The organism is Actinomycetospora sp. ABD4_176, assembly GCF_056311855.1.
The window spans coordinates 389337-411005 of record NZ_CM149974.1 but is presented as its reverse complement, the minus strand read 5'-3'; the positions used below and the strand labels follow the sequence as shown (position 1 = coordinate 411005).

The 21669-nt window shown below is 73.5% G+C and carries 19 protein-coding genes and 1 tRNA gene; 16 read left to right on the top strand and 4 right to left on the bottom strand.

The genetic code is table 11. From position 1 onward, the window contains the following. The first annotated feature begins 62 nt into the window (after positions 1–62). The 13 genes from ACYX4T_RS01935 to ACYX4T_RS01875 all read left to right on the top strand — a co-directional run bounded on the left by ACYX4T_RS01935 (position 63) and on the right by ACYX4T_RS01875 (position 14746). Positions 63–1382 (top strand): ABC transporter substrate-binding protein, encoded by a 1320-nt coding sequence (locus tag ACYX4T_RS01935; protein WP_476015162.1) that lies wholly within the window; start codon positions 63–65, stop codon positions 1380–1382. Positions 1383–1493: 111 nt separating this feature from the next. Beyond that, positions 1494–3038 (top strand): amidase, encoded by a 1545-nt coding sequence (locus tag ACYX4T_RS01930; RefSeq protein ID WP_476012894.1) that lies wholly within the window; start codon positions 1494–1496, stop codon positions 3036–3038. Between the two features lie 145 nt (positions 3039–3183). Beyond that, entirely contained in the window at positions 3184–4311 is a 1128-nt protein-coding gene (locus ACYX4T_RS01925; RefSeq protein WP_476012893.1) for a class II histone deacetylase, read from the top strand. Between the two features lie 176 nt (positions 4312–4487). Then, positions 4488–5660: an LLM class flavin-dependent oxidoreductase gene (locus tag ACYX4T_RS01920; protein WP_476012892.1), complete on the top strand. Its 1173-nt coding sequence runs from the start codon at positions 4488–4490 to the stop codon at positions 5658–5660. Between the two features lie 85 nt (positions 5661–5745). Further along, positions 5746–7515 carry a sigma-54-dependent Fis family transcriptional regulator gene (locus ACYX4T_RS01915; protein WP_476012891.1) on the top strand — a complete coding sequence of 590 codons (1770 nt, stop codon included), beginning with the start codon at positions 5746–5748 and terminating at the stop codon, positions 7513–7515. A gap of 77 nt (positions 7516–7592) precedes the next feature. Beyond that, positions 7593–8672: a 3,4-dihydroxy-2-butanone-4-phosphate synthase gene (locus tag ACYX4T_RS01910; protein WP_476012890.1), complete on the top strand. Its 1080-nt coding sequence runs from the start codon at positions 7593–7595 to the stop codon at positions 8670–8672. 138 nt (positions 8673–8810) lie between these two features. Beyond that, positions 8811–9344, top strand: a complete 534-nt coding sequence (locus ACYX4T_RS01905; protein ID WP_476012889.1) for a 2,4'-dihydroxyacetophenone dioxygenase family protein — start codon at positions 8811–8813, stop codon at positions 9342–9344. Positions 9345–9354: 10 nt separating this feature from the next. Then, positions 9355–10665 (top strand): MFS transporter, encoded by a 1311-nt coding sequence (locus ACYX4T_RS01900; protein ID WP_476012888.1) that lies wholly within the window; start codon positions 9355–9357, stop codon positions 10663–10665. After that, positions 10662–11774 carry an alcohol dehydrogenase catalytic domain-containing protein gene (locus tag ACYX4T_RS01895; protein ID WP_476012887.1) on the top strand — a complete coding sequence of 371 codons (1113 nt, stop codon included), beginning with the start codon at positions 10662–10664 and terminating at the stop codon, positions 11772–11774. Before ACYX4T_RS01900 ends, ACYX4T_RS01895 begins: the two co-directional genes overlap by 4 nt. Continuing rightward, positions 11771–12496, top strand: coding sequence for an SDR family NAD(P)-dependent oxidoreductase (locus tag ACYX4T_RS01890; RefSeq protein WP_476012886.1), 726 nt, complete (start codon positions 11771–11773; stop codon positions 12494–12496). The genes ACYX4T_RS01895 and ACYX4T_RS01890 overlap by 4 nt, the downstream gene beginning before the upstream one ends. Before the next feature lie 109 nt (positions 12497–12605). Next, the gene (locus tag ACYX4T_RS01885; protein ID WP_476012885.1) at positions 12606–13571 is read left to right on the top strand and encodes a helix-turn-helix domain-containing protein; all 966 of its coding nucleotides are present in this window, start codon (positions 12606–12608) and stop codon (positions 13569–13571) included. 210 nt (positions 13572–13781) lie between these two features. Continuing rightward, positions 13782–14174, top strand: a complete 393-nt coding sequence (locus ACYX4T_RS01880) for a hypothetical protein (protein ID WP_476012884.1) — start codon at positions 13782–13784, stop codon at positions 14172–14174. Between the two features lie 11 nt (positions 14175–14185). Continuing rightward, the gene (locus tag ACYX4T_RS01875) at positions 14186–14746 is read left to right on the top strand and encodes an integrase core domain-containing protein (RefSeq protein WP_476012883.1); all 561 of its coding nucleotides are present in this window, start codon (positions 14186–14188) and stop codon (positions 14744–14746) included. Between the two features lie 62 nt (positions 14747–14808). On the opposite strand, the gene ACYX4T_RS01870 is transcribed toward ACYX4T_RS01875, so the two are convergent. The 3 genes from ACYX4T_RS01870 to ACYX4T_RS01860 all read right to left on the bottom strand — a co-directional run bounded on the left by ACYX4T_RS01870 (position 14809) and on the right by ACYX4T_RS01860 (position 15954). Beyond that, positions 14809–14880, bottom strand: a tRNA-Val gene (locus tag ACYX4T_RS01870). 67 nt (positions 14881–14947) lie between these two features. Beyond that, positions 14948–15412: a peroxiredoxin gene (locus tag ACYX4T_RS01865; RefSeq protein WP_476012882.1), complete on the bottom strand. Its 465-nt coding sequence runs from the start codon at positions 15410–15412 to the stop codon at positions 14948–14950. Positions 15413–15519: 107 nt separating this feature from the next. Next, positions 15520–15954, bottom strand: coding sequence for a DUF3052 domain-containing protein (locus ACYX4T_RS01860; protein WP_274234242.1), 435 nt, complete (start codon positions 15952–15954; stop codon positions 15520–15522). Positions 15955–16293: 339 nt separating this feature from the next. Between ACYX4T_RS01860 and aceE the strand changes: the two genes are divergently transcribed. Both aceE and ACYX4T_RS01850 read left to right on the top strand, forming a co-directional pair. After that, positions 16294–19086 carry a pyruvate dehydrogenase (acetyl-transferring), homodimeric type gene (aceE, locus tag ACYX4T_RS01855; RefSeq protein WP_476012881.1) on the top strand — a complete coding sequence of 931 codons (2793 nt, stop codon included), beginning with the start codon at positions 16294–16296 and terminating at the stop codon, positions 19084–19086. Positions 19087–19289: 203 nt separating this feature from the next. Next, positions 19290–19493 carry a cold-shock protein gene (locus ACYX4T_RS01850; RefSeq protein WP_116710338.1) on the top strand — a complete coding sequence of 68 codons (204 nt, stop codon included), beginning with the start codon at positions 19290–19292 and terminating at the stop codon, positions 19491–19493. Between the two features lie 133 nt (positions 19494–19626). Here the strand turns inward: ACYX4T_RS01850 and ACYX4T_RS01845 are convergent, their stop codons facing one another. After that, on the bottom strand, positions 19627–20301 hold the full coding sequence (locus ACYX4T_RS01845) for a pirin family protein (RefSeq protein ID WP_476012880.1): 675 nt from the start codon (positions 20299–20301) through the stop codon (positions 19627–19629). 56 nt (positions 20302–20357) lie between these two features. On the opposite strand from ACYX4T_RS01845, the gene ACYX4T_RS01840 reads away from it, so the two are divergent. Beyond that, positions 20358–21551 (top strand): PucR family transcriptional regulator, encoded by a 1194-nt coding sequence (locus ACYX4T_RS01840; RefSeq protein WP_476012879.1) that lies wholly within the window; start codon positions 20358–20360, stop codon positions 21549–21551. The last annotated feature ends 118 nt before the right edge of the window (positions 21552–21669 follow it).

Here is a 21669-nt window from a genome sequence, read left to right as displayed (position 1 = left end):
AGGACGCGGGCTGGCTCTTCGGCGCTCGCTGCGACCGTGTCGCGGAGGGTGCGCCCGTGAGCATGCGTCTGCCCGTCGACCGGCGCGGAGCCCACGACGGCCTCGACATCCTCGGGCGGTTCTCCCGGGTGGTCCCGGACTCGCTGCTCGTCGTCGAGCACACGCAGCCCTGGCACGGCCGGTTGTGCGTCCGGCTCGCCGGCGCCGGGAGGGGACGCACGCGGGTGCGGGTGCGGGCGACGATCCCCCCGGACGGCCTGCAGTGGTTGCTGCACCGCCGCGGTGTCCCGCTGCCCGAGCCCCCCGACGACGGGTCCCTGCGCATCGGCGTGATCACGTCGATGTCGGGCACCGGCGCGGTGTTCTCGATGGCGGCCGGGGCGATGGCCGAGATGGCGGTCGACGAGGTCAACGCCGACGGCGGCGTGGCCGGACGCCGGCTGTCCCTGCTGAGCGCCGACGACGCCACCGACGCCCAGCAGGCCGCCGTCGAGGCGCGCCGCATGGTGCGCCTGGGCTGCCGTGCGGTCTTCGTCAACGGTACGTCGGCGAGCTTCGACGCGGTCCGCGGCGCCGTGGAGAGCAGCGGCGGCCTGCTCGTCCACTGCGTCATCAACGAGGGCGGCGGCGCCTCCCCCACCGTCCTGCGCCTCGGCGAGCGTCCCCACGCGCAGGTCGACGCCCTCGTCGCCCCGACGATGCGGAGCACCGGGGGGCGGCGGTGGTTCCTCGTCGGCCAGGACTACGTCTGGTCCCACGGCGCCCACCGGGACGCGCGCCGGTCGGTCGAGGCCGCCGCCGGCCACGTCGCGGGCGAGGTGTTCGTGCCGCTCGGCACCACGGACTTCGCCGCCCTCACCGCAGCGATCCACCGGTCGTCGGCCGATCTCGTGCTCAGCTCGCTGGTCGGCGCGGACGAGGTCGCCTTCGAGCGGGCCAGCCTCGCCGCCGGCCTGCGCGACACGACGCGCACGGTGTCGCTGGTGCTCGACGAGGCGACGCTGGGGCACGTCGGCGAACGTGCCGCCGAGGGCCTGCGGACCGCACTGGGGTACTTCCAGCACGGGCCCGTGACCGGCAACGCCGAGCTGCTCGCCCGGTACCGCGCGGCGCGCGGCCCCCTCGCCCCGCCGATCACCGCGCTCTCCGAGACGGTCTACGAGGCGATCCACCAGTACGCGCGCGTCCTGCACCGTGACCCGGACGGTTCGGCGGCGACGCACGCACGCGCCTGGCGTGAGCAGCGCTCGGGCCGCGACGACGTGGTCGGGTCCCGGGACGTCCTGGCACCGCGGCTCTACACCGCGCGGGCCCGTGGCACGTCGCTGGTCGTCGACGACCTCGCCCCCGCTCCGACGGGCCCGTCACGACCCACGCGTTGACATGTCGGCGTCCATTGACATGTTGAGCTCGGGCTCCCTACCGTGCGCCGGGTCACACCCGTCGGCCGCCGGACCGAGCGGCCCGCCCGACCCGACCCGAGGAGCCCGCCCGTGCCACTCCCCCACCCTGACCGAGCCGCCCTGCAGAAGGTCACCGAGCACTACGGGCTCGGGCTCTCCGACGGTGAGCTCGACGAGTACGCCCCGGTCGTCGACGGCCTGCTGGGCTCGTGGACCGCGGTGGAGGAGCTCTACCGGGCCGAGGTCGCCCCGAGCACCCCGCAGCGCCGTTGGTCGCGGCCCGAGCAGGCGGACAACCCGTACAACGCCTGGTACGTGACCACGTCGATCGCGGGAGCCGCCGACGGCCCGCTCGCGGGGCGCACCGTGGCGGTCAAGGACAACACCGCGGTCGCCGGTGTACCGATGACGAACGGGTCCGCGCTGGTGGAGGGCTACGTCCCCTCCGAGGACGCCACCATCGTGCAGCGCCTGCTCGGCGCCGGCGCCACGATCACGGGCAAGGCCGTCTGCGAGGACCTCTGCTTCTCCGGGGCGTCCATCACCGCGAACACCGGTCACGTCGAGAATCCGTGGGACACCAGCCGGACCGCCGGGGCGTCGTCCAGCGGCAGCGGCGCACTGGTGGCCGGCGGCCACGTCGACATGGCCACCGGGGGCGACCAGGGCGGTTCGATCCGCATCCCGGCCGCCAACTGCGGTCTCGTCGGGCACAAGCCCACCTGGGGCCTCGTCCCCTACACCGGCGGCTTCCCGATCGAGGCCACGATCGATCACCTCGGCCCTATCACCCGCACCACCACGGACGCGGCGCTGATGCTCTCGGTCATCGCGGGCCGCGACGGTCACGACCCGCGCCAGCCCGCCGACCTCGTCCCCGGGGACTACGTCGGCGCGCTCGAGCAGGGCGCGAAGGGCCTGCGCGTCGGGATCCTGCGCGAGGGCTTCGGGCGCCCGGAGTCCGAGCAGGCGGTGGACGACGCGGTCCGCCGGGCGACGACCGCGCTCGCCGACGCCGGGATGGTCATCAGCGAGGTCTCGGTGCCGTGGCACCGGCACGGATCGGCGATCTGGGACGTCATCGCGAGCGAGGGAGCGTGCTCGCAGATGATCGACAACTTCGGGTACGGCCTCAACTGGAAGGGCCACTACGACCCCGAGCTCATGGACCACTTCGGCCGGCGGTGGGCCGAGGACGGCGGCAGGTTCGCGACGACGGTGACGCTCGTCCTGCTCGCGGGCAAGTACGGGCTGACGACGTCCCACGGCAAGCACTACGCCATGGCGCAGAACCTGGCCCCGAGGCTGACCGCGGCCTACGACGAGGCACTCGCGGAGGTCGACCTGCTCGTGCTGCCGACGCTGCCCATGCGCGCCACCGTCCGGCCGGCGCCGGACGCGCGCCCGCCGGAGGTCCTGGCCCGGGCGCTGGAGATGCTCGGGAACACCGCTCCCTTCGACGTCACCGGCCACCCGGCGTGTTCGGTGCCGGCGGGACTCGCCGAAGGCCTGCCCGTGGGGATGATGATGGTCGGCCGCCACTTCGACGACGCGACCGTCCTGCGGGCGGCGCACGCCTTCGAGCAGTCCGTCGGCGGCTTCCCCGCGCCCGCCGGCGCAGCGGCATCCGCCTGACGCCGAACCACGGTCCGGCCGGCCGCGGAGCGAGGCCCCGCCACCGCGTGGCGGCTCCCGGCCCCGCACGGCGTCGAGGACGTCCTCGACGCCGTGCGCCGCGACATCGCGATCACGTCCCGCACCCGCCCCTCGAGGAGCAGCGATGAGCACCGGTTACCTCTGGCACGAGATCTTCGGCTGGCACGACACCGGGAGCGGCGCCCTGTTCCCCGCCGACCCCGCCGCCGGTCACCAGCCGATCAGCCACCACGTCGCCCACCCCGACACCAAGCGCCGGATGCACGAGCTCATCTGCGTGTCCGGGCTGATCGACCACCTCACGCGCATCGAGGGCCGCGAGGCCACCCGCGAGGAGCTCACCCGCGTCCACGCGGCCGCCCACGTCGACCGGATCGCGGCGGAGAGCGAGCAGCCCAAGGGCGGCGACGCGGGCGACGGCATCTCCCCGTTCGGCAAGGGCGCATACCGGATCGCCGCGCTCGGCGCGGGCAGTGCCGTCGCGATGACCGAGGCCGTCGTCGACGGCCGCGTCGACAACGGCTACGCGCTGGTCAACCCCGCCGGCCACCACGCCGTGCCCGAGACCGGGATGGGCTTCTGCCTGTTCAACAACGTCGCCGTCGCGGCCAGGCACGCCCAGGCCGCGCTCGGCGTCGAGCGCCTGGCGATCGTCGACTGGGACGTCCACCACGGCAACGGCGCGCAGGCGATCTTCGGCGACGACCCGTCGGTCCTGACCGTCTCGCTGCACCAGGACCGTTGCTTCCCGCCGAACTCAGGGCTCGTCGAGGAGCGCGGCACCGGGGCCGGCCAGGGCTACAACCTCAACATCCCCATGCCCGTCGGCTGCGGCGACGGCGCCTACCGGTACGCCGCGGAGACGGTCATCGGCCCGGCGCTGGACGCCTTCCGTCCCGAGCTCGTGCTCGTCGCCTCGGGCTTCGACCCCAACGCGATGGATCCGCTGGCCCGCCAGCTCGTCACCACCCGGGGCTTCACCACCCTGACCCGCACGGTGATGGAGGCCGCCGAACGGCACGCCGGGAGCCGACTGGTGCTCGTGCAGGAAGGCGGCTACAGCCCCGTCTACGTGCCCTTCTGCGGCCTGGCGACGATCGAGACCCTGGCCCGCGTGCACGTCCTCGAGGACGCCGTCCTGCCCGTCGTCGGCGGCATGGGCGGCCACGACCTCGAGCCGCACCAGCAGGCGCTGGTCGATCGCGTCGCCACCCACGTGGCCGACATCGCCGCCCCGGCCGGGCGACGCTGACGCCGCCCCGGGGGCGAGACCGCACCGGCGCCCCACGCTCGCCTCGCGGCTCGCCGCGAGCGCCGTACCGAGTGTCCAGTTTCCGCACACCGCAGCGCGGGACACCGGCGGCATGCTGACGCGACCGGACAGCGCGGTCGGGTCCACGGCCGCGGATCGAGACCGTTGGAGCCTCCGTGAGCCGTCTGCGTTTCGGCACCTTCCTGGCGCCCTTCCACAAGCCCGGCCAGAACCCGACCCTGGCCCTGCAGCGCGATCTCGAGCTGGTCGAGCACCTCGACCGCCTCGGCTACGACGAGGCCTGGATCGGGGAGCACCACTCCGCGGGGTCGGAGCTCATCGCCTCGCCGGAGATCTTCATGGCCGCCGCGGCCGAGCGGACCCGTCGGATCAAGCTGGGCACCGGCGTCACGTCCGTCGCGTACCACAACCCGCTGTGGGTGGCCGACCGGATGGTGATGCTGGACCACCTCACGCGCGGGCGGGCCATGCTGGGCTGCGGGCCGGGCTCGCTGCCGACGGATTCGTCGATGATCGGTCTGACCCCCACCGACACGCGCGAGCTGCTCGACGAGAACCTCGACATCATCATGCGTCTGCTGCGCGGGGAGTCGGTCACGCGGCAGACGAAGACGCACAACCTCGTCGACGCCCAGCTCCAGCTGCGTCCGTTCAGTGATCCGTGCTTCGACATCGTCGTAGCGGCCGTGGCCTCGCCGACGGGCCCGCGCATGGCGGGGCAGCACGGTGTCGGTCTGCTGTCGATCGGCGCGACGCTGACCCAGGACGGGTTCGACGCGCTCGCCCACCACTGGAACGTCGTGGAGGAGCGTGCGGCGCACCACCGTCAGCCCGCACCCGACCGACGCGACTGGCGCCTGGTCGGCCTGATGCACATCGCCGAGACCAAGGAGCAGGCCTACCGCGACGTCGAGTACGGCATCGAGCACTGGTTCAACTACTTCCAGAAGGTCGCCGCGTTCCCGCAGATGGCCGTCGGTGACAGCTCGGACGTCAAGGGCATGATCGACTTCATCAACGAGGCCGGCATCGGCGCCATCGGCACCGTCGAGGACGCCCAGGCACAGGTCCAGCGGCTCGTCGAGCAGTCCGGCGGCTTCGGCGGCTTCATGCTCCTCGGCCACGAGTGGGCCAACCCGGAGGCGACCCGTCGCTCCTACGAGCTGATCGCCCAGCAGGTCTTCCCGGAGTTCCAGGGGCAGCGCGCGAGCACTCTCGCCGCGAAGGACCGGGCCTCCCGGACCCGCGAGGGCCACGCGCAGACCCAGCTCGACGCCGTCGAGACCATGACCAAGCGCTACGAGCAGGAGAAGGCCGGCACCGGCTAGCCCGCCAACGGGACGGGCCCGCCGCCTCGGGCCCGTCCCCCGGCGCGCGGGACGGCAGGATGGAGCGGGGACAGGAGGATCGAGGATGGGCGCAGAGGGCCCCTGGGAGCTGTTCCAGGCGGGTCACGAACCGCGTGACGTCCCGCGCGAGGTGCTCACCTCCTGGCGCCGTTCCCGGTTCAGCGGGGTGGACCCGGAGTACGTCGAGGTCCCCTTCGTCGAGACCGACCTGGACTCCCAGTTCTCGCGTGTGGCGACGCCGATCATGGCGGGGATGGCCGAGCTCCTGGTCGGGGACCGCTCGTGCCTGGCCCTCTCCGACGCGAGCGGCAGCGTCATCTGGCGCTGGGTGTCCGAGCCGATGCTCAGACACGTCCTCGACGACCTGTCGGTCAGCGAGGGCTTCAACTTCGGCGAGGAGGTCGTCGGCACGAACGGCCTCGGCACCGCGCTGGAGACCGGTGGGCTTGCCGTGGTCCGCGGCTCCGAGCACTACGTCCACCGCTTCCACGACGTCACCTGCGTCGCCGCGCCGGTGCGGCACCCGATCACGCGGCGCACCGTCGGCGCGGTCAACGTCACGTGCCGGGCCGCCGACACCAACTCGCTGCTCACCGTCGTGGTGCGCAAGCTCGCCGCGGAGATCCGGACCGCCCTCCACGACCGCTCCACCCGGCGGGAGCGCCAGCTGCTCTCGGCGTTCCTGCGGGCACAGCGCCGGGCGAGCGGGCCGGTCGCGGTCGTCGGTGACGACCTGATCATCACCAACCAGGAGGCGGCCGACCTCGGGCTGGACCGCCGCGCCATCTGGGACGAGATCCGCTCCCGCCGCGGCGGCCCGGACCGGAGCTGTCTGGCGCTCCCCGCCGAAGCCACCGCCGACCTCACCCTGGAGGTCACGATCGTGCGGGACGGCAACGCGCCGGCGGGTGCCGTGCTCACGGTGCCGGGTCCTGCCGGGGAGACACCACCGGCGGCCACCCGCAGTACCACCCGCAGAGCCGTTCGCGGTGCCCCCCGCAGTGCCGTTCGCGGTGCCCGCCGCAGTGCCGTTCGCGGTGCCCCCCGCGGTGCTCCCGAGGTGGCGGACACCGACGGCCATCACCGCCTCGCCGAGCAGGCGCGCGCCGCGTTCCCCGCCTCCCCGCTGGCCGTCATCGGCGAGAACGGGACGGGCAAGGCAACAATCCTGCAGGACGCCCTCGACGAGGACCCCGGCACCCTCGACGCGGCGACCTACGCCCTCGACCCGGCCGGGTGGCTGGCGGAGCTGCGGTCGGGCGGGGACCACCCCGTCGTCCTGCGGCACCTCGAGCTGCTCGACACCGCCGGTGCCCGCGCCGTGGCGTCGGCCCTGACCGATGCCCCGCGCCGGGCCCCGCTCGGGCTGACGATCACCGTGGCGGAGGGCGAGACGCCGCCGGCACCCGCGCGGCTGCTCGTGGACGCGCTGACCGCGGCCACTCTGGCGGTGCCTCCCCTGCGCCGGGCCCCTGACACCGTGGTCTCGCTCGCCCGCGCCGAGCTCGGGCGCCACGATCCCGCTCTGCGGTTCGCGCCCGACGCGCTCGCGGCCCTGCGCCGGCACCACTGGCCGGGCAACCTCGCCGAGCTCGTCCGCGTCGTGCGCGACGCCGCCCACGCGGCGACCGGGGACACGCTGGGGCTGGCCACGCTCTCGGCGGACGTGCGGGACGCCCACGGTCGCCGGGCGCTCACCCCCCTCGAGCACGCCGAGGCCTCCGTCATCGCCTCCGTGCTGCGCGAGCACGACGGCAACAAGTCCACCGCGGCCCGCACGCTCGGCATCTCGCGGACCGCTCTCTACTCGAAGATCCGTCGTTACCGCCTCTGACCCGGCGGCCACGCGCCGCGTCGACCGGCACCCCGCACGTCGCCCGCGCGCCCGGCGGCCCGAGGAGGAGTCCTGCCATGAGGATCGACAGCGCCCGGGTGGACCGGGTCGCCCCCGCCCTCGAGGCGCTCGCGGCCGGTCGCCCCGCCGTGCTGGTCGACGACGAGGCCGGCGCCGGTGACCTGGTGATCGCCGCCGCGGGCGCCACCGGTGCGCCGGTCGCGTTCGTCGTGCGGCACTCGACGGGCTTCCTGGAGGTCGCCCTCGACGCCGGGACGTGCTGCCGACTGCGGCTGTCCGCCGCGACCGGGGACGACGGCTCCGCGCAGCGGGTGTCGGTCGACCGGCGGGGGCGCGGCACCGGCATCTCGGCGGCCGACCGGGCCGCGACGCTCGGTGCCCTCGCCGACCCGGCGTCGACCCACGACGCGTTCACCAGACCCGGGCACGTGGTCCCCCTGCGCGCCGAGCCCGGGGGCGTCCTCGTCCGGCGCGGGCGCGTCGAGGCGGCCGCCGACCTCGCGATCCTGGCCGGGCTGCCGGCCGCGGCGGCGCTGGCCGGGCTCGTGTCGCCGGCCCGTCCGAGCGAGATGGCCGGCCCGGACGAGCTGGAGGCGTTCGCGGCCGAGCACGACCTCCCCGTGGTGACGATCGCCGAGGTGCACGCCCACCGCCGCGCCACCGAGCCCGCCGTCGAGCGTGCCGCCGTCGTGGCCCTCCCCACCGACCGCGGCGCCTTCGCCGTCACCGGCTTCCACGAGGTCCTCACGGGCGCGACCCACCTCGTCCTGAGCGCCGGCGACCTCACGGGCTCGACGCCCGTGCCGTTGCACGTGCGGCGCGAGTGCCTGAGCGGGGACGTCCTGCGCTCGACGGCGTGCTCCTGCGCGGCGTCCCTCGCGTGGTCGATGGCCACCATCGAGGACCAGGGCCGCGGGCTCCTCGTCTACCTCCGCCCGCGCGGCGCGGTGCGGGCCTGCGGGCTCACCGACGTCGCGGACGACGAGGCCGCCGCCAGCGCCGTCGTGGTGGGCGCCCTGCGCGACCTCGGGATCGAGCAGGTCCTGCTCGTGGACGCGACCCCCGGCCTGGCCACGGCCCTGCGCACCGCGGGCGTCGCCATCGGCGACGCCGCGACGAGGACGCTGGCCGGCTGACGGCCGACCGGCCCCGGGGCGGCCGGCATGACCGGGGCACGAAAACGACGTGTCCGGCGCGTGGAAGACACCCGCCCCGGGTGCGGGCTGGAATGCGTCACGTCCCTCACGGCGACTCCACCACCCTCGGAGGACCTGATGCCCGAGATCCCCACCACCGAGTTCTGGCGCGACCTCAAGCCGATCGTCGACTCCCTCAAGCCCGACGCGCAGCCCGAGGTGTTCCACCAGCTCGCCCCGATCGACGACGACCGGTACTACGTGCCCTTCAGCGACACCGTCGCCTCCCGCCCGCTGTGGATCTCCCCGCGCGACAACCGGTGGGCCGACGTCCTGCTCGCGCGATCGGCGGGCCTGGTCAACCGGCACTACCACCCCCACGAGGTGTTCGCCTACACGATCAGCGGCAAGTGGGGCTACCTCGAGCAGCCGTGGACCGCGACGGCGGGCTCGTTCGTCTTCGAGACGCCCGGCGAGGGGCACACGCTCGTCGCCTACGAGTCCGAGGAGCCGATGCGCTGCTTCTTCGTGGTCAAGGGCCCGCTGCTCTGGCTCGACGAGAACGGTGAGAGCGCCGGTCACTTCGACGTGCACGACTACCTCGCGCTGTGCCGCGAGCACTACGACCGCGTCGGCATCGGCGCGGACTACGTCGACACCCTGATCCGCTGACGGACCGGGGATGACCGACACCTCGCCGGGCGCGCCGAGCGCCTACACCCCGCCCCCCCGCGGCGGCCGTTACCAGAACGTGCTGCTCGCGATCCTGTTCGCGACGTTCGGGTTCGTGTTCTTCGACCGGCTGATGCTCAACTACCTGACGCCGTTCTTCAAGGACGAGCTCGGGCTGAACAACACCGCCGTCGGCCTGCTGGGCGGCATCCCCGCCCTGACCTGGGCGCTCGCCGGGATGTTGATCGGCTACCTCTCCGATCGCCGGGACCGGCGCAAGCCCCTGCTGATCGGCGCGATCATCGCGTTCACGGTGTTCTCGGCCATGTCCGGGCTGGCCGGCGGCGTGGCGAGCCTGATCCTGCTGCGGGCCCTCATGGGGGCCGCGGAGGGCGCGGTCCTGCCGCTGGCCCAGCCGATGATGATGCACTCCTCCGAGGTACGTCGCCGCGGGCTCAACATGGGCCTGCTACAGGGGTCCTCGGCCGGGCTGCTGGGCGGCATCGTGGGCCCGCTGGTCACGGTATGGATCGCCGAGACCTACGGGTGGCGCACCGCCTTCTTCGCCACCGTGATCCCCGGCGCGGTCCTCGCGGTCCTGGTGCTCGTGTTCGTTCGGGACCTGCGCCTGCGTCACCCCGCCACCGTCGCGATGGACGAGGGCCGGCCGGGAACGCCCGAGGCCACCCCCGACGCCGGCCGCAGCCTGCTCGCCCAACGCAACATCGTGGTCTGCCTGCTCGTCGCGGTCTTCTTCCTCACCTGGTTCGTCACGACCCAGACGTTCACCCCGCTCTACCTGACCGAGGTCAAGGGCTTCGACCCGGGCACGATGGGGTTCGTCATGAGCGGTATCGGCATCGCCTGGGTGCTGTGGGGGGCGCTGGTCCCCGGCATCTCCGACCGGTGGGGCCGCCGGCCCACCATGATCGCCTTCTCCGGGCTCGCCGCGCTCTCCCCGCTGGCGATCATCGTGCTCGACACCCCCTGGGTCCTCTGGCTCGCGCTCATCGTGACCTACACCGGCCTCGGGTGCTTCACCCTGTTCATGGCGACCATCCCGGCCGAGACGGTCTCGCGGGCCCGCATGGCGACCGCCCTCGGGCTGATCATGGGTACCGGCGAGATCGTGGGTGGTTTCGTGATGCCCACCGTCGCCGGGGCGCTCTCCGACGCGTTCGGACTCGGCACCTCGATGGCGATGGCCTCGCTGGCCGCCGTCGTGGTCGTCGGGCTCTGCTTCGGCCTGGTCGAGACCGCACCGTCCCGGCTCCGCGCCGGCGGGTCGGCGCCCACCGAGACAGCGCGGGAGCCGGCGTGAGCACCGCGGTCGGTCGCGCCCGCGTCGGAACGGCGACGCGGACGCGGACGGGCCGCGCGCTGCGGTGGCACGGCGCGGGCGACCTGCGCCTCGAGCACATCGAGGTCCGGGCGCCGGGGCCCGGCGAGGTGCTCGTCGCCGTCGCCTACTGCGGGGTGTGCGGCAGCGACCTCCACGAGATCGCCGACGGGCCGCACGCCATCCCGACCGCGGTACCGCACGCACTGTCGGGGGCGCGGGCGCCGGTGGTGCTCGGGCACGAGTTCTCCGGGACGGTGCTCGAGGTGGGGGCGGGCGTGACCCACGTCCGCCCCGGCCACGCGGTGGCCGTCGAGCCCAACTACCGCTGCGGGACGTGCACCGCCTGCCGCGAGGGCCGCTACGAGGTGTGCGACCACTCCGGCTTCGCGGGGCTGATGGGCGACGGGGGCATGGCCGAGATGGCCGTCGTCCCGGCCTACATGCTCCACGTGCTCCCGGACGGGTTCGACCTGGCCGCGGCCGCGGTGCTCGAGCCGGCCGCGGTCGCCCTGCACGCGCTGCGCCGTGCGGGATGGTCGTCAGGCGATCCGGCGCTCGTCCTGGGACTCGGACCGATCGGCGCCCTGCTGTGTGCCCTGATGCGGTCCGGCGGGGCCTCGCTCGTCATCGGGGTCGATCCCCAACCGGCCCGCCGGGCGTGGGCCGAAGGACTCGGGACGATCGCCCTCGACCCCGCCGAGGACGTCGCTGCCGCCTGCCGGGAGCACACCGGCGGCGACGGTGTCGCCGTGGCCTTCGAGGCGGTCGGCGCGCAGCGAGCCACCGACACCGCCGTGAGCGCTGTGCGCCGCGGGGGCGACGTGGTGCTCCTCGGGCTCGTCCCGTCGCTGTCCCTGCCCGCCTTCGCCATGGTGAACGCCGAGATCGGGCTGATCACCAGCGTCGGCTACCGCGACTGCCACGCCGAGCTCATCGACCTCGTCGAGCAGAGCCGCCTCGATCTCGCCGGGCTCGTGAGCGAGTCGGTGCCGCTGGCCGAGGCCGCCGAGCTGTTGACGGCTCGAGCGGCCGGAGGTGCGCCGGGGCTCAAGACCCTGGTGCGCTGCGGCAACGGGGACGACGCATGAGCTGGGACCCGGTGCTCTTCGCCGGGGCGACCGTGCTCGTCACCGGCGGCACCTCCGGCATCGGCGCGGGCGTGGCGTGCCGCTTCGCCGAGCTCGGCGCCCAGGTCCTCGCGGTGGGGCTCGACGCCGACGGGCCGGAGGCCCCCCGTGCCGAGCGCGTCCGGACCCGCGAGGTCGACGTGACCGACCCGGCGGCCTGCGAGGAGCTGGTCGCGGGCCTGGACCGGCTCGACGTCCTCGTGCACTGCGCCGGGATCAGCCGCGATCGTGCCGAGTACGACATGGCCGCCTTCGAACAGGTCCTCGCCGTGAACCTCACCGCGACGATGCGGCTGTGCACGCTCGCGCGCAGCCTGCTCGCGGCGTCGGGCGGCAGCGTGCTGACGACGGCGTCGATGTACTCGTCGGTCGGGGCGGGCGACCGTCCGGGCTACGGGGCCAGCAAGGGTGGTACCGCCGCCCTGACCCGCGCGCTCGCCGTCGAGTACGCGGTCGACGGTGTGCGGGTGAACAGCGTCGCCCCCGGCTGGATCGCCACCCCGCTGTCGAGCGGCCTGCGGGCCGACGTCGCCGCCTCGGCCGCGGTCCTCGGCCGGACCCCGCTGGGCCGGTGGGGCACGCCGGAGGACGTCGCGGACGCCTACGTCTTCCTGGCCTCGCCCGCGGCCCGTTACGTCACGGGCGTCGTCCTGCCCGTGGACGGTGGCTACCTCACCGTTTGACGAGTCACCGTTTGACGAGTCAGCGTTTGACGGGGCACCGTCTGGCGAGGCGGTGCCCACCACGTCGCACGCGTGACAGCGTCCGTCCTCCGGTGAAGTGGGATGGCTCATGACCCTGGTGTGTCGCACGTCGGTCTCCACGGTGGCGGTCCCGGTCCGGGATCGCCTGGCCTACTGGGAGCAGTACAACGCCGAGGCGCTGGTCGGGCTGACCTGCACGACCTACGACGAGCGCGGGCTCATCGCCCACCAGGTCAACCTGGACCTGGGCGGGGTGCGCGTCGCCGAGATCTCGGGCAACCCGCACGTGATCGAGCGGGCTCCGCGCACCGTGGCCTCCGCGCCGAAGGGCTCCACGTTCGTCACGCTGCTCACCGCGGGGGACGCGTTCTTCTACCACGAGTCGGGCTTCACGCGGCTCGAGCCGGGGGACGCGATCGTCTACGACACCGACCGGCCCTACCTGTTCGGGTTCGGCACCGACATGCGCCAGTTGCTGGTCGACCTGCCCTCGTCGTCCGAGCTCGGCCTCCTCCCGCCGTCCGCGCCGCTGCTCGTGCAGGGGCGGGGCCCGGGGTCACGGCCCGCGGCCGCCCGCCGCCTCGTTCGGACGCTGGAGACCGTGGTCGCCGAGCTGGGCGAGCGCGGAGCCGCATCCGGACCCGGTCCGGGCGCCGCGGTCCAGGAGGCCGTGAGCGCGCTGGTGCTCGATCCGAGCACCGCCGGTCGGGCCGCCGTCCTCTCGGCCTTCGAGTCGTTCGTCGACGAGCACCTCGCCGAGCCGTCGTTGAGTCCCGACGAGGTCGCAGCCGCCCTGGGCTTCTCCACCCGCCACCTCAACCGCCTCCTGCGCGAGGAAGGCACCTCGGTCGGTCGCCGGATCGCCGACCGCCGCCTCCGGCAGGCGCGCGCGGACCTGTCCGACCCGGCGCTGGCCCACCGCTCGATCGGCGAGATCGCCCACCGATGGGCCTTCGCCTCCCAGGCCCACTTCGCGACGTCGTTTCGCCGCGCATTCGGCGTCACCCCCTCGACCTGGCGCAGCGATGCCCACGGTGGGCGGACCCCGGACTGACATCCGGGCTGGCCGCCCGACCACCCGCGAGGCCAGGACCTCGGCGTCCCGCCCCGCGTCGGGGCTCCCCGCGGGGCGCGGCCCTCGTGGCCGAGTGTGCGACCTGCGTGGGCGCGGCAGTGTGCTGGTTCAACACGTCCCGGACCGGTGTCTCGCGACATGCCGGACAGATGTCGCAGGTGATCCCGGGCAGCAGCGAGACGCTCGCTCATGTCGTCCAAGGCGCGTCTGGTGATCACCGCGGTCGTCATCGAGAAACGGCCGGTCGCACAAGTCGCCCGCGACTACGAGGTGTCCCGCTCCTGGCGGGCCACGGTCTACCGGATCTTGGTCCGTCACGCCCAGGTCGTCCCCACGCCGGCCGAACGGCCCACATCGTCCTACCTGCGCTTCGAGGCCACCTACGACAACGAGTGCTGGCAGTCCGACTTCACCCACCACCGCCTCGCCGACGGCTCCGACGTCGAGATCATCACCTGGCTCGACGACCACGCCTGCTACGCACTGAGAGTGAGCGCGCACCGCCGCGTCACCGCCGGGATCGTGGCCGCCACCCTCACCGACGCGGCCGCCCGGCACGGGGCTTCCCGGCGGCGACCCTGACCGACAACGGCATGGTCTACACCGTCCGGCTGGCCTCGCGCCGTGGTGGGCGCACCGCACTCGAGCACGAACTCGCCCGCCGCGGCATCACCCAGAAGAACAGCCGCCCCTCACACCCCACCACCTGCGGCAAGGTCGAACGCTTCCAGCAGACCCTGAAGAACTGGCTGCGCGAGCAACCCCACCCGCCGGTCACGACCGTCGAGCTCCAAGCCCTCCTCGACCGCTTCGTCGAGATCTACATCCATCACCGACCGCACCGCGCGCTCGCCCATCGAGCCACCCCGGCCACCGCCTACACGACCCGACCCAAGGCCGTTCCCGGCTCCGGGACCACGCCCGACGACCACCACCACGTCCGCACCGACAAGATCGACAAGTCCGGGACGGTCACCCTGCGCGTCGCCGGGCGGCGCCTGCGCCACATCGGCATCGGCCGACCCCACGTCCTGCTGCTCATCCAGAACCACCACGGACGCGTCATCGACGGCACCACCGGCGAACTCCTGCGCGGGCTCGACATCGACCTCACCCACGAGTACCAGCCCGGACGACCAACAACCCCGACATGACAAACGCCCGAACCCCCACAACGTGGGTTCGGGCGTCCGGGATGTCCTGAGACATCACAGCGTGGGCGCGGCAGGATTCGAACCTGCGACCGACGGCTTGTAAGGCCGTTGCTCTTCCGCTGAGCTACGCGCCCGGTCCGGAGCGAACGGGGAGTTCGTGCGCCGAGAAGCCGCGAACCGCCCGTTCGCTCCGACGAGGAACTAGGCCGCGAGCTTCTCCAGCTGGTCGCGCCAGCCCTGCTGGTCGCGGGCGTCCCCGGGACCGTTGCGCTCGAGGAACTGCACGACGCCGTCCTTGTCGACCAGGAACGTCCCGCGGAACGAGAAGCCCAGGTCGGAGCTGAACACGCCGTACGACTCGCCCACCGCGCCGTGGGGCCAGAAGTCGCTGAGCAGGGGGAACTCGTAGCCCTCCTGCTGCGCGAAGACCTTGAGCGACCAGGTCGTGTCGCAGGAGACGGCGAGGATCTGGACCTGGTCGTTCTGGAACGCCGAGAGGTCGTCGCGCACCGAGCAGAGCTCGCCGGTGCAGATGCCGGAGAACGCGAAGGGGTAGAACACCACCAGGACGGCCTTCTGGCCGCGGAACTCGCGCAGCGAGATCTCCTGGCCGTCCTGGTTCTTGAGCGTGAAGTCGGGGGCCTGGGAGCCCACCTCGACGGTCATCTCGACCTGTCTCCTGTCCGTCCGGGTCACCGAGCCCGGCCAGCCTAACGACCTGCAGGCCCCGGCAGGACCACCCCGCCGCAGGTCACCGGCGGCTCACCGGCGGCTCACCGGCGGCGCTGCGCGGCCTTCGGCGGCACCAGGCGGGTGGCGACCCAGCCCTCGGACAGGCTGATGTTCGAGGTCTGCGAGAGCCCGGCGGTGGGGGCGGCCTCGGCGATCTCGGAGGGCTCGACGTGACCGTCGTTGCCGGTCTTGGGCGTGAGCACCCAGATGACCCCGTCGTCGGTCATCGGGGAGCGCGCGTCCATGAGGGTGTCGACGAGGTCGCCGTCCCCGTCGCGCCACCAGAGGAGCACGACGTCGACGACCTCCTGGGCGTCCTCGTCGAGCAGATCCTCGCCGCAGCGTTCCTCGATCGCCGACCGCACCTCGTCGTCGACGTCGGAGTCCCAGCCCAGCTCCTGAACGATCATGCCCGGTTCGATGCCGAGCTTGCCGGCGAGATCGGACTTGTCCGAGTCTCCCGTGGCCGCGACCACGCGTACTTCCCCCTTCTCACGCCTCGGGGCGACGTGCGAGGTGCACGTCACCCGTGTGAAGCGCCCAGCGAACACGGCCACCGCACGGCGCGCAACCAGCCACGCGGGTCGGGTGGTCCCGTCCGTGCCCGGATGCCGCCCCGACCGTCCGCGTCCGGGCTACCCGTCGGTAGACGTGACGCGCAGGAGATGGCGGGTGACGATGGGGTGACCGCGGAGCACCAGCGGGACGGCGCCACCACGGACGACCGGGCAGAATCGGTTCCGAAAACCGGCCAGGAGCCCGCGATCCGGACCCGGCCGCGCGCCGTCGACGACCAGCGACAGGGAGAGCCATCCGTGACCACCCAGAAGGGCAGCGCTGGCAGGGCCACCGCGGACACCGGCCGGGTCCACATCATCCGCGACGGCCTCTCGTCGCACCTGCCGGACATCGATCCGGACGAGACCGCCGAGTGGATCGAGTCCTTCGACGCCATGCTCGCCGGGCAGGGCGAGCAGCGTGCGCGCTACATCATGTTGCAGCTGCTCCAGCGGGCCCGCGAGCGCCGGGTCTCGGTGCCGTCGCTGTACTCCACCGACTACGTCAACACCATCCCCACCGACCAGGAGCCCTGGTTCCCGGGTGACGAGGAGACCGAGCGGCGCTACCGGGCGTGGATCCGGTGGAACGCGGCGGCGATGGTGCACCGCGCGCAGCGCCCGGGTGTCGGGGTCGGCGGCCACATCTCCACCTACGCGTCGGCCGCGTCGCTCTACGAGGTCGGCTTCAACTGGTTCTTCCGCGGCAAGGACCACCCGGGCGGCGGCGACCACGTCTTCATCCAGGGCCACGCCTCCCCCGGCATCTACGCGCGCGCCTTCCTCGAGGGGCGCCTCGGCGCGCAGCACCTCGACGGCTTCCGCCAGGAGCTCTCCCACGCGGGCCCCGGGGGCGGGCTGCCGTCGTACCCGCACCCGCGCCTCATGCCGGCGTTCTGGGAGCACCCGACGGTGTCGATGGGCCTCGGGCCGATCAACGCGATCTTCCAGGCGCGCTTCGACCGCTACCTGCACAACCGCGGGCTCAAGGACACCAGCCAGCAGCACACGTGGGCGTTCCTCGGCGACGGCGAGATGGACGAGCCCGAGTCCCGGGGCGCCATCCACGTCGCGGCGGCCGAGGCCCTGGACAACCTGACCTTCGTCATCAACTGCAACCTGCAGCGCCTCGACGGGCCGGTGCACGGCAACGGCAAGGTCATCCAGGAGCTGGAGTCGTTCTTCCGCGGCGCCGGCTGGAACGTCGTCAAGGTGATCTGGGGCCGGGAGTGGGACCGGCTGCTGCACGCCGACCGCGACGGCGCGCTGATCAACCTGATGAACAACACGCCGGACGGCGACTTCCAGACCTACAAGGCCAACAACGGCGCCTACGTCCGCGAGCACTTCTTCGGCCGCGACCCGCGGACGAAGGAGCTGGTCAAGGACCTGTCCGACGACGACGTCTGGAACCTCAAGCGCGGCGCCCACGACTACCGCAAGGTCTACGCGGCCTACCAGGCGGCCATGGAGCACCAGGGCCGGCCGACGGTCATCCTCGCCAAGTCGATCAAGGGCTACACGCTCGGTCCGACGTTCGAGGGCCGCAACGCGACCCACCAGATGAAGAAGCTGACGCTGCAGGACCTCAAGACGTTCCGCGACGAGGTCCGCGTGCCGATCAGCGACGCCGAGCTCGAGCGCGACCCGTACCTGCCGCCCTACTACCACCCGGGCGCCGACGCGCCGGAGATCGAGTACATGCTCGACCGCCGCCGCCAGCTCGGCGGGCCGCTGCCCGAGCGCCGGGTGCCGGGCAAGCCACTGGTGCTGCCCGGCGACAAGGTCTACGACGTGGTCAAGCGCGGCTCGGGCAAGCAGGAGATCGCCACGACGATGGCGTTCGTCCGGCTGGTCAAGGAGCTCACCCGCGACGCGGAGATCGGCAAGCGGGTCGTCCCGATCATCCCGGACGAGGCGCGGACGTTCGGGATGGACTCGTTCTTCTCCAACCTGAAGATCTACAACCCCGAGGGCCAGCTCTACACCTCGGTCGACCACGACCAGCTGCTCGCCTACCGCGAGTCCGAGGCCGGCCAGCTGCTCCACGAGGGCATCAACGAGGCCGGGTCGGTCGGCTCGTTCACCGCGGTGGGAACGTCGTACGCCACCCACGGCGAGCCGATGATCCCGATCTACATCTTCTACTCGATGTTCGGGTTCCAGCGCACCGGCGACGGCATCTGGGCGGCCGCCGACCAGATGGCCCGCGGCTTCCTGCTCGGTGCGACGGCCGGCCGGACGACGCTGGTGGGCGAGGGTCTGCAGCACAACGACGGGCACTCCGTGCTGCTCGCGGCCACCAATCCCGGCGTCGTCGCCTACGACCCGGCGTACGCCTACGAGATCGGGCACATCGTCCGTGACGGGCTCGCGCGCATGTACGGCGAGGCCGATCCGCACCGCGACCCGAACGTCATCTACTACCTGACGGTCTACAACGAGCCCTACCAGCAGCCCGCCGAGCCCGAGGGCCTCGACGTCGACGGACTGCTGCGCGGGCTCTACCGCTACGCCCAGGCGCCCGGTGGCCCCGGGCCGCGCGCGCAGGTCCTCGCGTCCGGCGTCGCCATGCCGTGGGCGCTCGAGGCGCAGCGGATGCTCGCCGAGGAGTGGGGCGTGCAGACCGACGTGTGGTCGGCGACGTCGTGGGGCGAGCTGCGTCGCGACGGCGTGGAGTGCGACGAGCACAACCACGCCCACCCCGAGGTCGACCCGCGCACCCCGTACGTCACCGAGGCCCTCGCCGACGCCGCCGGGCCCGTGGTGGCGGTGTCGGACTGGATGAAGGCGGTCCCCGACCTGATCCGCAAGTGGGTGCCCGGCGACTACACCGTGCTCGGCACCGACGGCTTCGGGCTCTCGGACACGCGCCCCGCGGTGCGGCGCCACTTCGGCGTCGACGCGGAGAACATCGTCGTCGGCGTGCTCGCCGCACTGGCCCGCCGCGGCGAGGTCGGGCGCGACACCGTGGTCCAGGCCGCCCGGCAGTACCGGATCGACGACCCCCAGGCGGCCGGTCCCCAGACGTCCGACTCCGGAGTGGCGTGACCGTTCGGTGACCGTTCGTCGCGGGGTTGGTGGTCGGGGCTGGCAGACGACCCCGTCCTTCCGGATAGGCTGTCGGCGTCGCGCACCTCGGACGTCTCCGGACGATCCGGGACGCGACTCCGACGTGCGGAGCCCGGACTCCAGCGGCGGATCTGAAGGCCGGGGCTGATCGACGCCTCGGGACATCGGTATGAGGAGCAAGAATGGCAGAAGGCACCGTCAAGTGGTTCAACAGCGAGAAGGGCTTCGGCTTCCTCGCTCCCGACGGTGGTGGCGCTGACGTGTTCGTCCACTACTCGGCCATCCAGGCCCGCGGCTTCCGCACCCTGGACGAGGGTCAGCGCGTCTCGTTCGACGTCGAGCAGGGCCAGAAGGGCCTGCAGGCCGTTCAGGTCACGCCGCTCTAAGCAACGCAGCGGAGTCACCTCACGAAGACGGGGGCGGTGCGTCGGGAGACGCACCGCCCCCGTCGTGTGTCCGGGGTCGGGTTGCGCGCGGTGATCGCGGAGCTCTCCCACCACCCGGCGCTCCCCACGCCCCTCACACGGTGGTGACGACGACGAGCTCAGCGCCGTCGGGACCCGCGTCGAGGGTGACCGGGCCCGTGCCCGTGATCTCCAGCGCATCGCCCGCCCCCGCATCGCCCGCCCCGGCCCCGTCCAGCGACCCGCGCGCGACGTGCACGTGGCGGAAGGTGCCGTCGGCAGGCGCCCACGTCACCCCGGCCCCGAGGCGCGCGACCGTCACCGTGACACCCGGACGGCGCAGGGCGAGGACGAAGGGGCCGGCGTCGAGGTCGGGGCGGTGGTGGGTCAGCGACGGCTCCCCCGCCGGCGGGTCGTCGAGGCCCGGCGTCACCCAGAGCTGGAGCAGGTGCACCGGGCCCTCGTCGGCCGCGCGCTCGTCGTGGTGCCAGCCGGTGCCGGCGACGAGGTGCTGCAGGGTGCCGGCGGGCACGCGCGTCTCGCGGCCGTCGGGGCCGGTGTGGACCATGGTGCCGTCGAGCACCCACGCGAGGATCTCCACGTCGCGGTGCTCGTGCGCGCCGTAGGCGACGCCGGCGTCGAGGACGTCGTCGTTGTGGGCGACCAGCGCGCCGAAGGAGGTCCGCTCGGGGTCGTAGTGGGCGCCGAAGGACAGCCCGTGGCGCGAGGACACGCCGCCGCCCGCGCTCTCGGGACGGTCGGTGCGCAGGAGACGTCGGAGCGTCGGCATCCGTGGAATGCTGCCCCGATGGGTCGAGCTCCGCTGCGCTGCGTCTCCCGCCGGCCATGACCAGCGCGGCAGCGCCAGGGCGGCAGGACCCCCGGCGCAGCCCCGTGCGCGCCACGACGCTGCGGCGCCTGGAGAAGGCGTCCGGGGACCTCGCCGCGGCCGGGGTCGCGGCGATGGGCGAGCGTCTCGCCTGGTTCGGGCGGTTGACCGCCGAGCAGCGCTCCGGGGTCCTGCTGGTCACGCAGACCGGGGCGGCGAACTTCGTCGCCTGGCTCCGCGACCCCGACGCCACCCCGCGCCTGACCGCCGAGGCCTTCCGCTCCGCCCCGCTCGACCTCGCGCGCCGGGTGACGCTGCGCCAGACCGTGGAGCTCGTGCGCATCGCGATCCAGGTGTTCGAGGAGCGCATCCCGGACCTCGGCGCCGACGAGGCCGAGCGCGCCGCCCTCGTGCACGCGATCCTCCGGTTCGGCCGCGAGGTCGCGTTCTCCGCCGCCACGGTCTACGCGAGCGCCGCGGAGGCACGCGGGGCGTGGGACGCGCGCCTCGAGGCGCTGGTCGTCGACGCCGTGGTGCGCGGCGAGGCGGAGGAGACGCTGCTGTCGCGGGCCGCGGCGCTGGGGTGGGACCCGGCGGCCGAGGCGACGGTGCTCGTCGGGGAGCCGCCGGCCGAGGAGCCGCCCGAGCCGCTGCACGCCGTGCGCCGCGCCGCGCACCGGGCCGGCGCCACCGTCCTGCTCGGCACCCACGGCGCCCGCCTCGTCATGATCGCGGGACCCGGCGCGCCGCTGGCGGAGCTCTCGGCGTCGTTCGGGCCGGGCGCGGTCGTCACGGGGCCGACGGCCGCCGGGCTGACCGGTGCCCACCGCAGCGCGACCGCCGCGCTCGCCGGGCACCGGGCGGTGCGCGCCTGGCCCGGGGCGCCGCGCCCCGTCGCCGCCGACGACCTGCTGCCCGAGCGCGTGCTCGACGGCGACGCCGAGGCCGTCGAGCAGCTGCGCCGTGACGTCGCGACGCCCCTGCGCGCGGCCGGCGGGGAGCTCGCCGCCACCGTGGAGTGCTACCTCGACGCCGCCGGGGTGCTCGAGGCGGCGGCCCGGCGGCTCTTCGTCCACCCCAACACCGTGCGGTACCGCCTGCGGCGGGTGGCCGAACTCACGGGGGTCCACCCCGGCGACGCGCGGGGCGGGCTGGTGCTGCGCCTGGCGATCGGGTTGGACCGTCTGCACCCGGACGGCGAGCCCGGATGAGCGCTGAGCTGCGCGGACGATCGTGGTCGCCGGTCTCGCGCCAGGTGTGTGACCCAGGGCATTGTGGGAACACGACAACGGCGACGGGCACGGTTTCGTCGCTCCGAGCCTTCGGAGG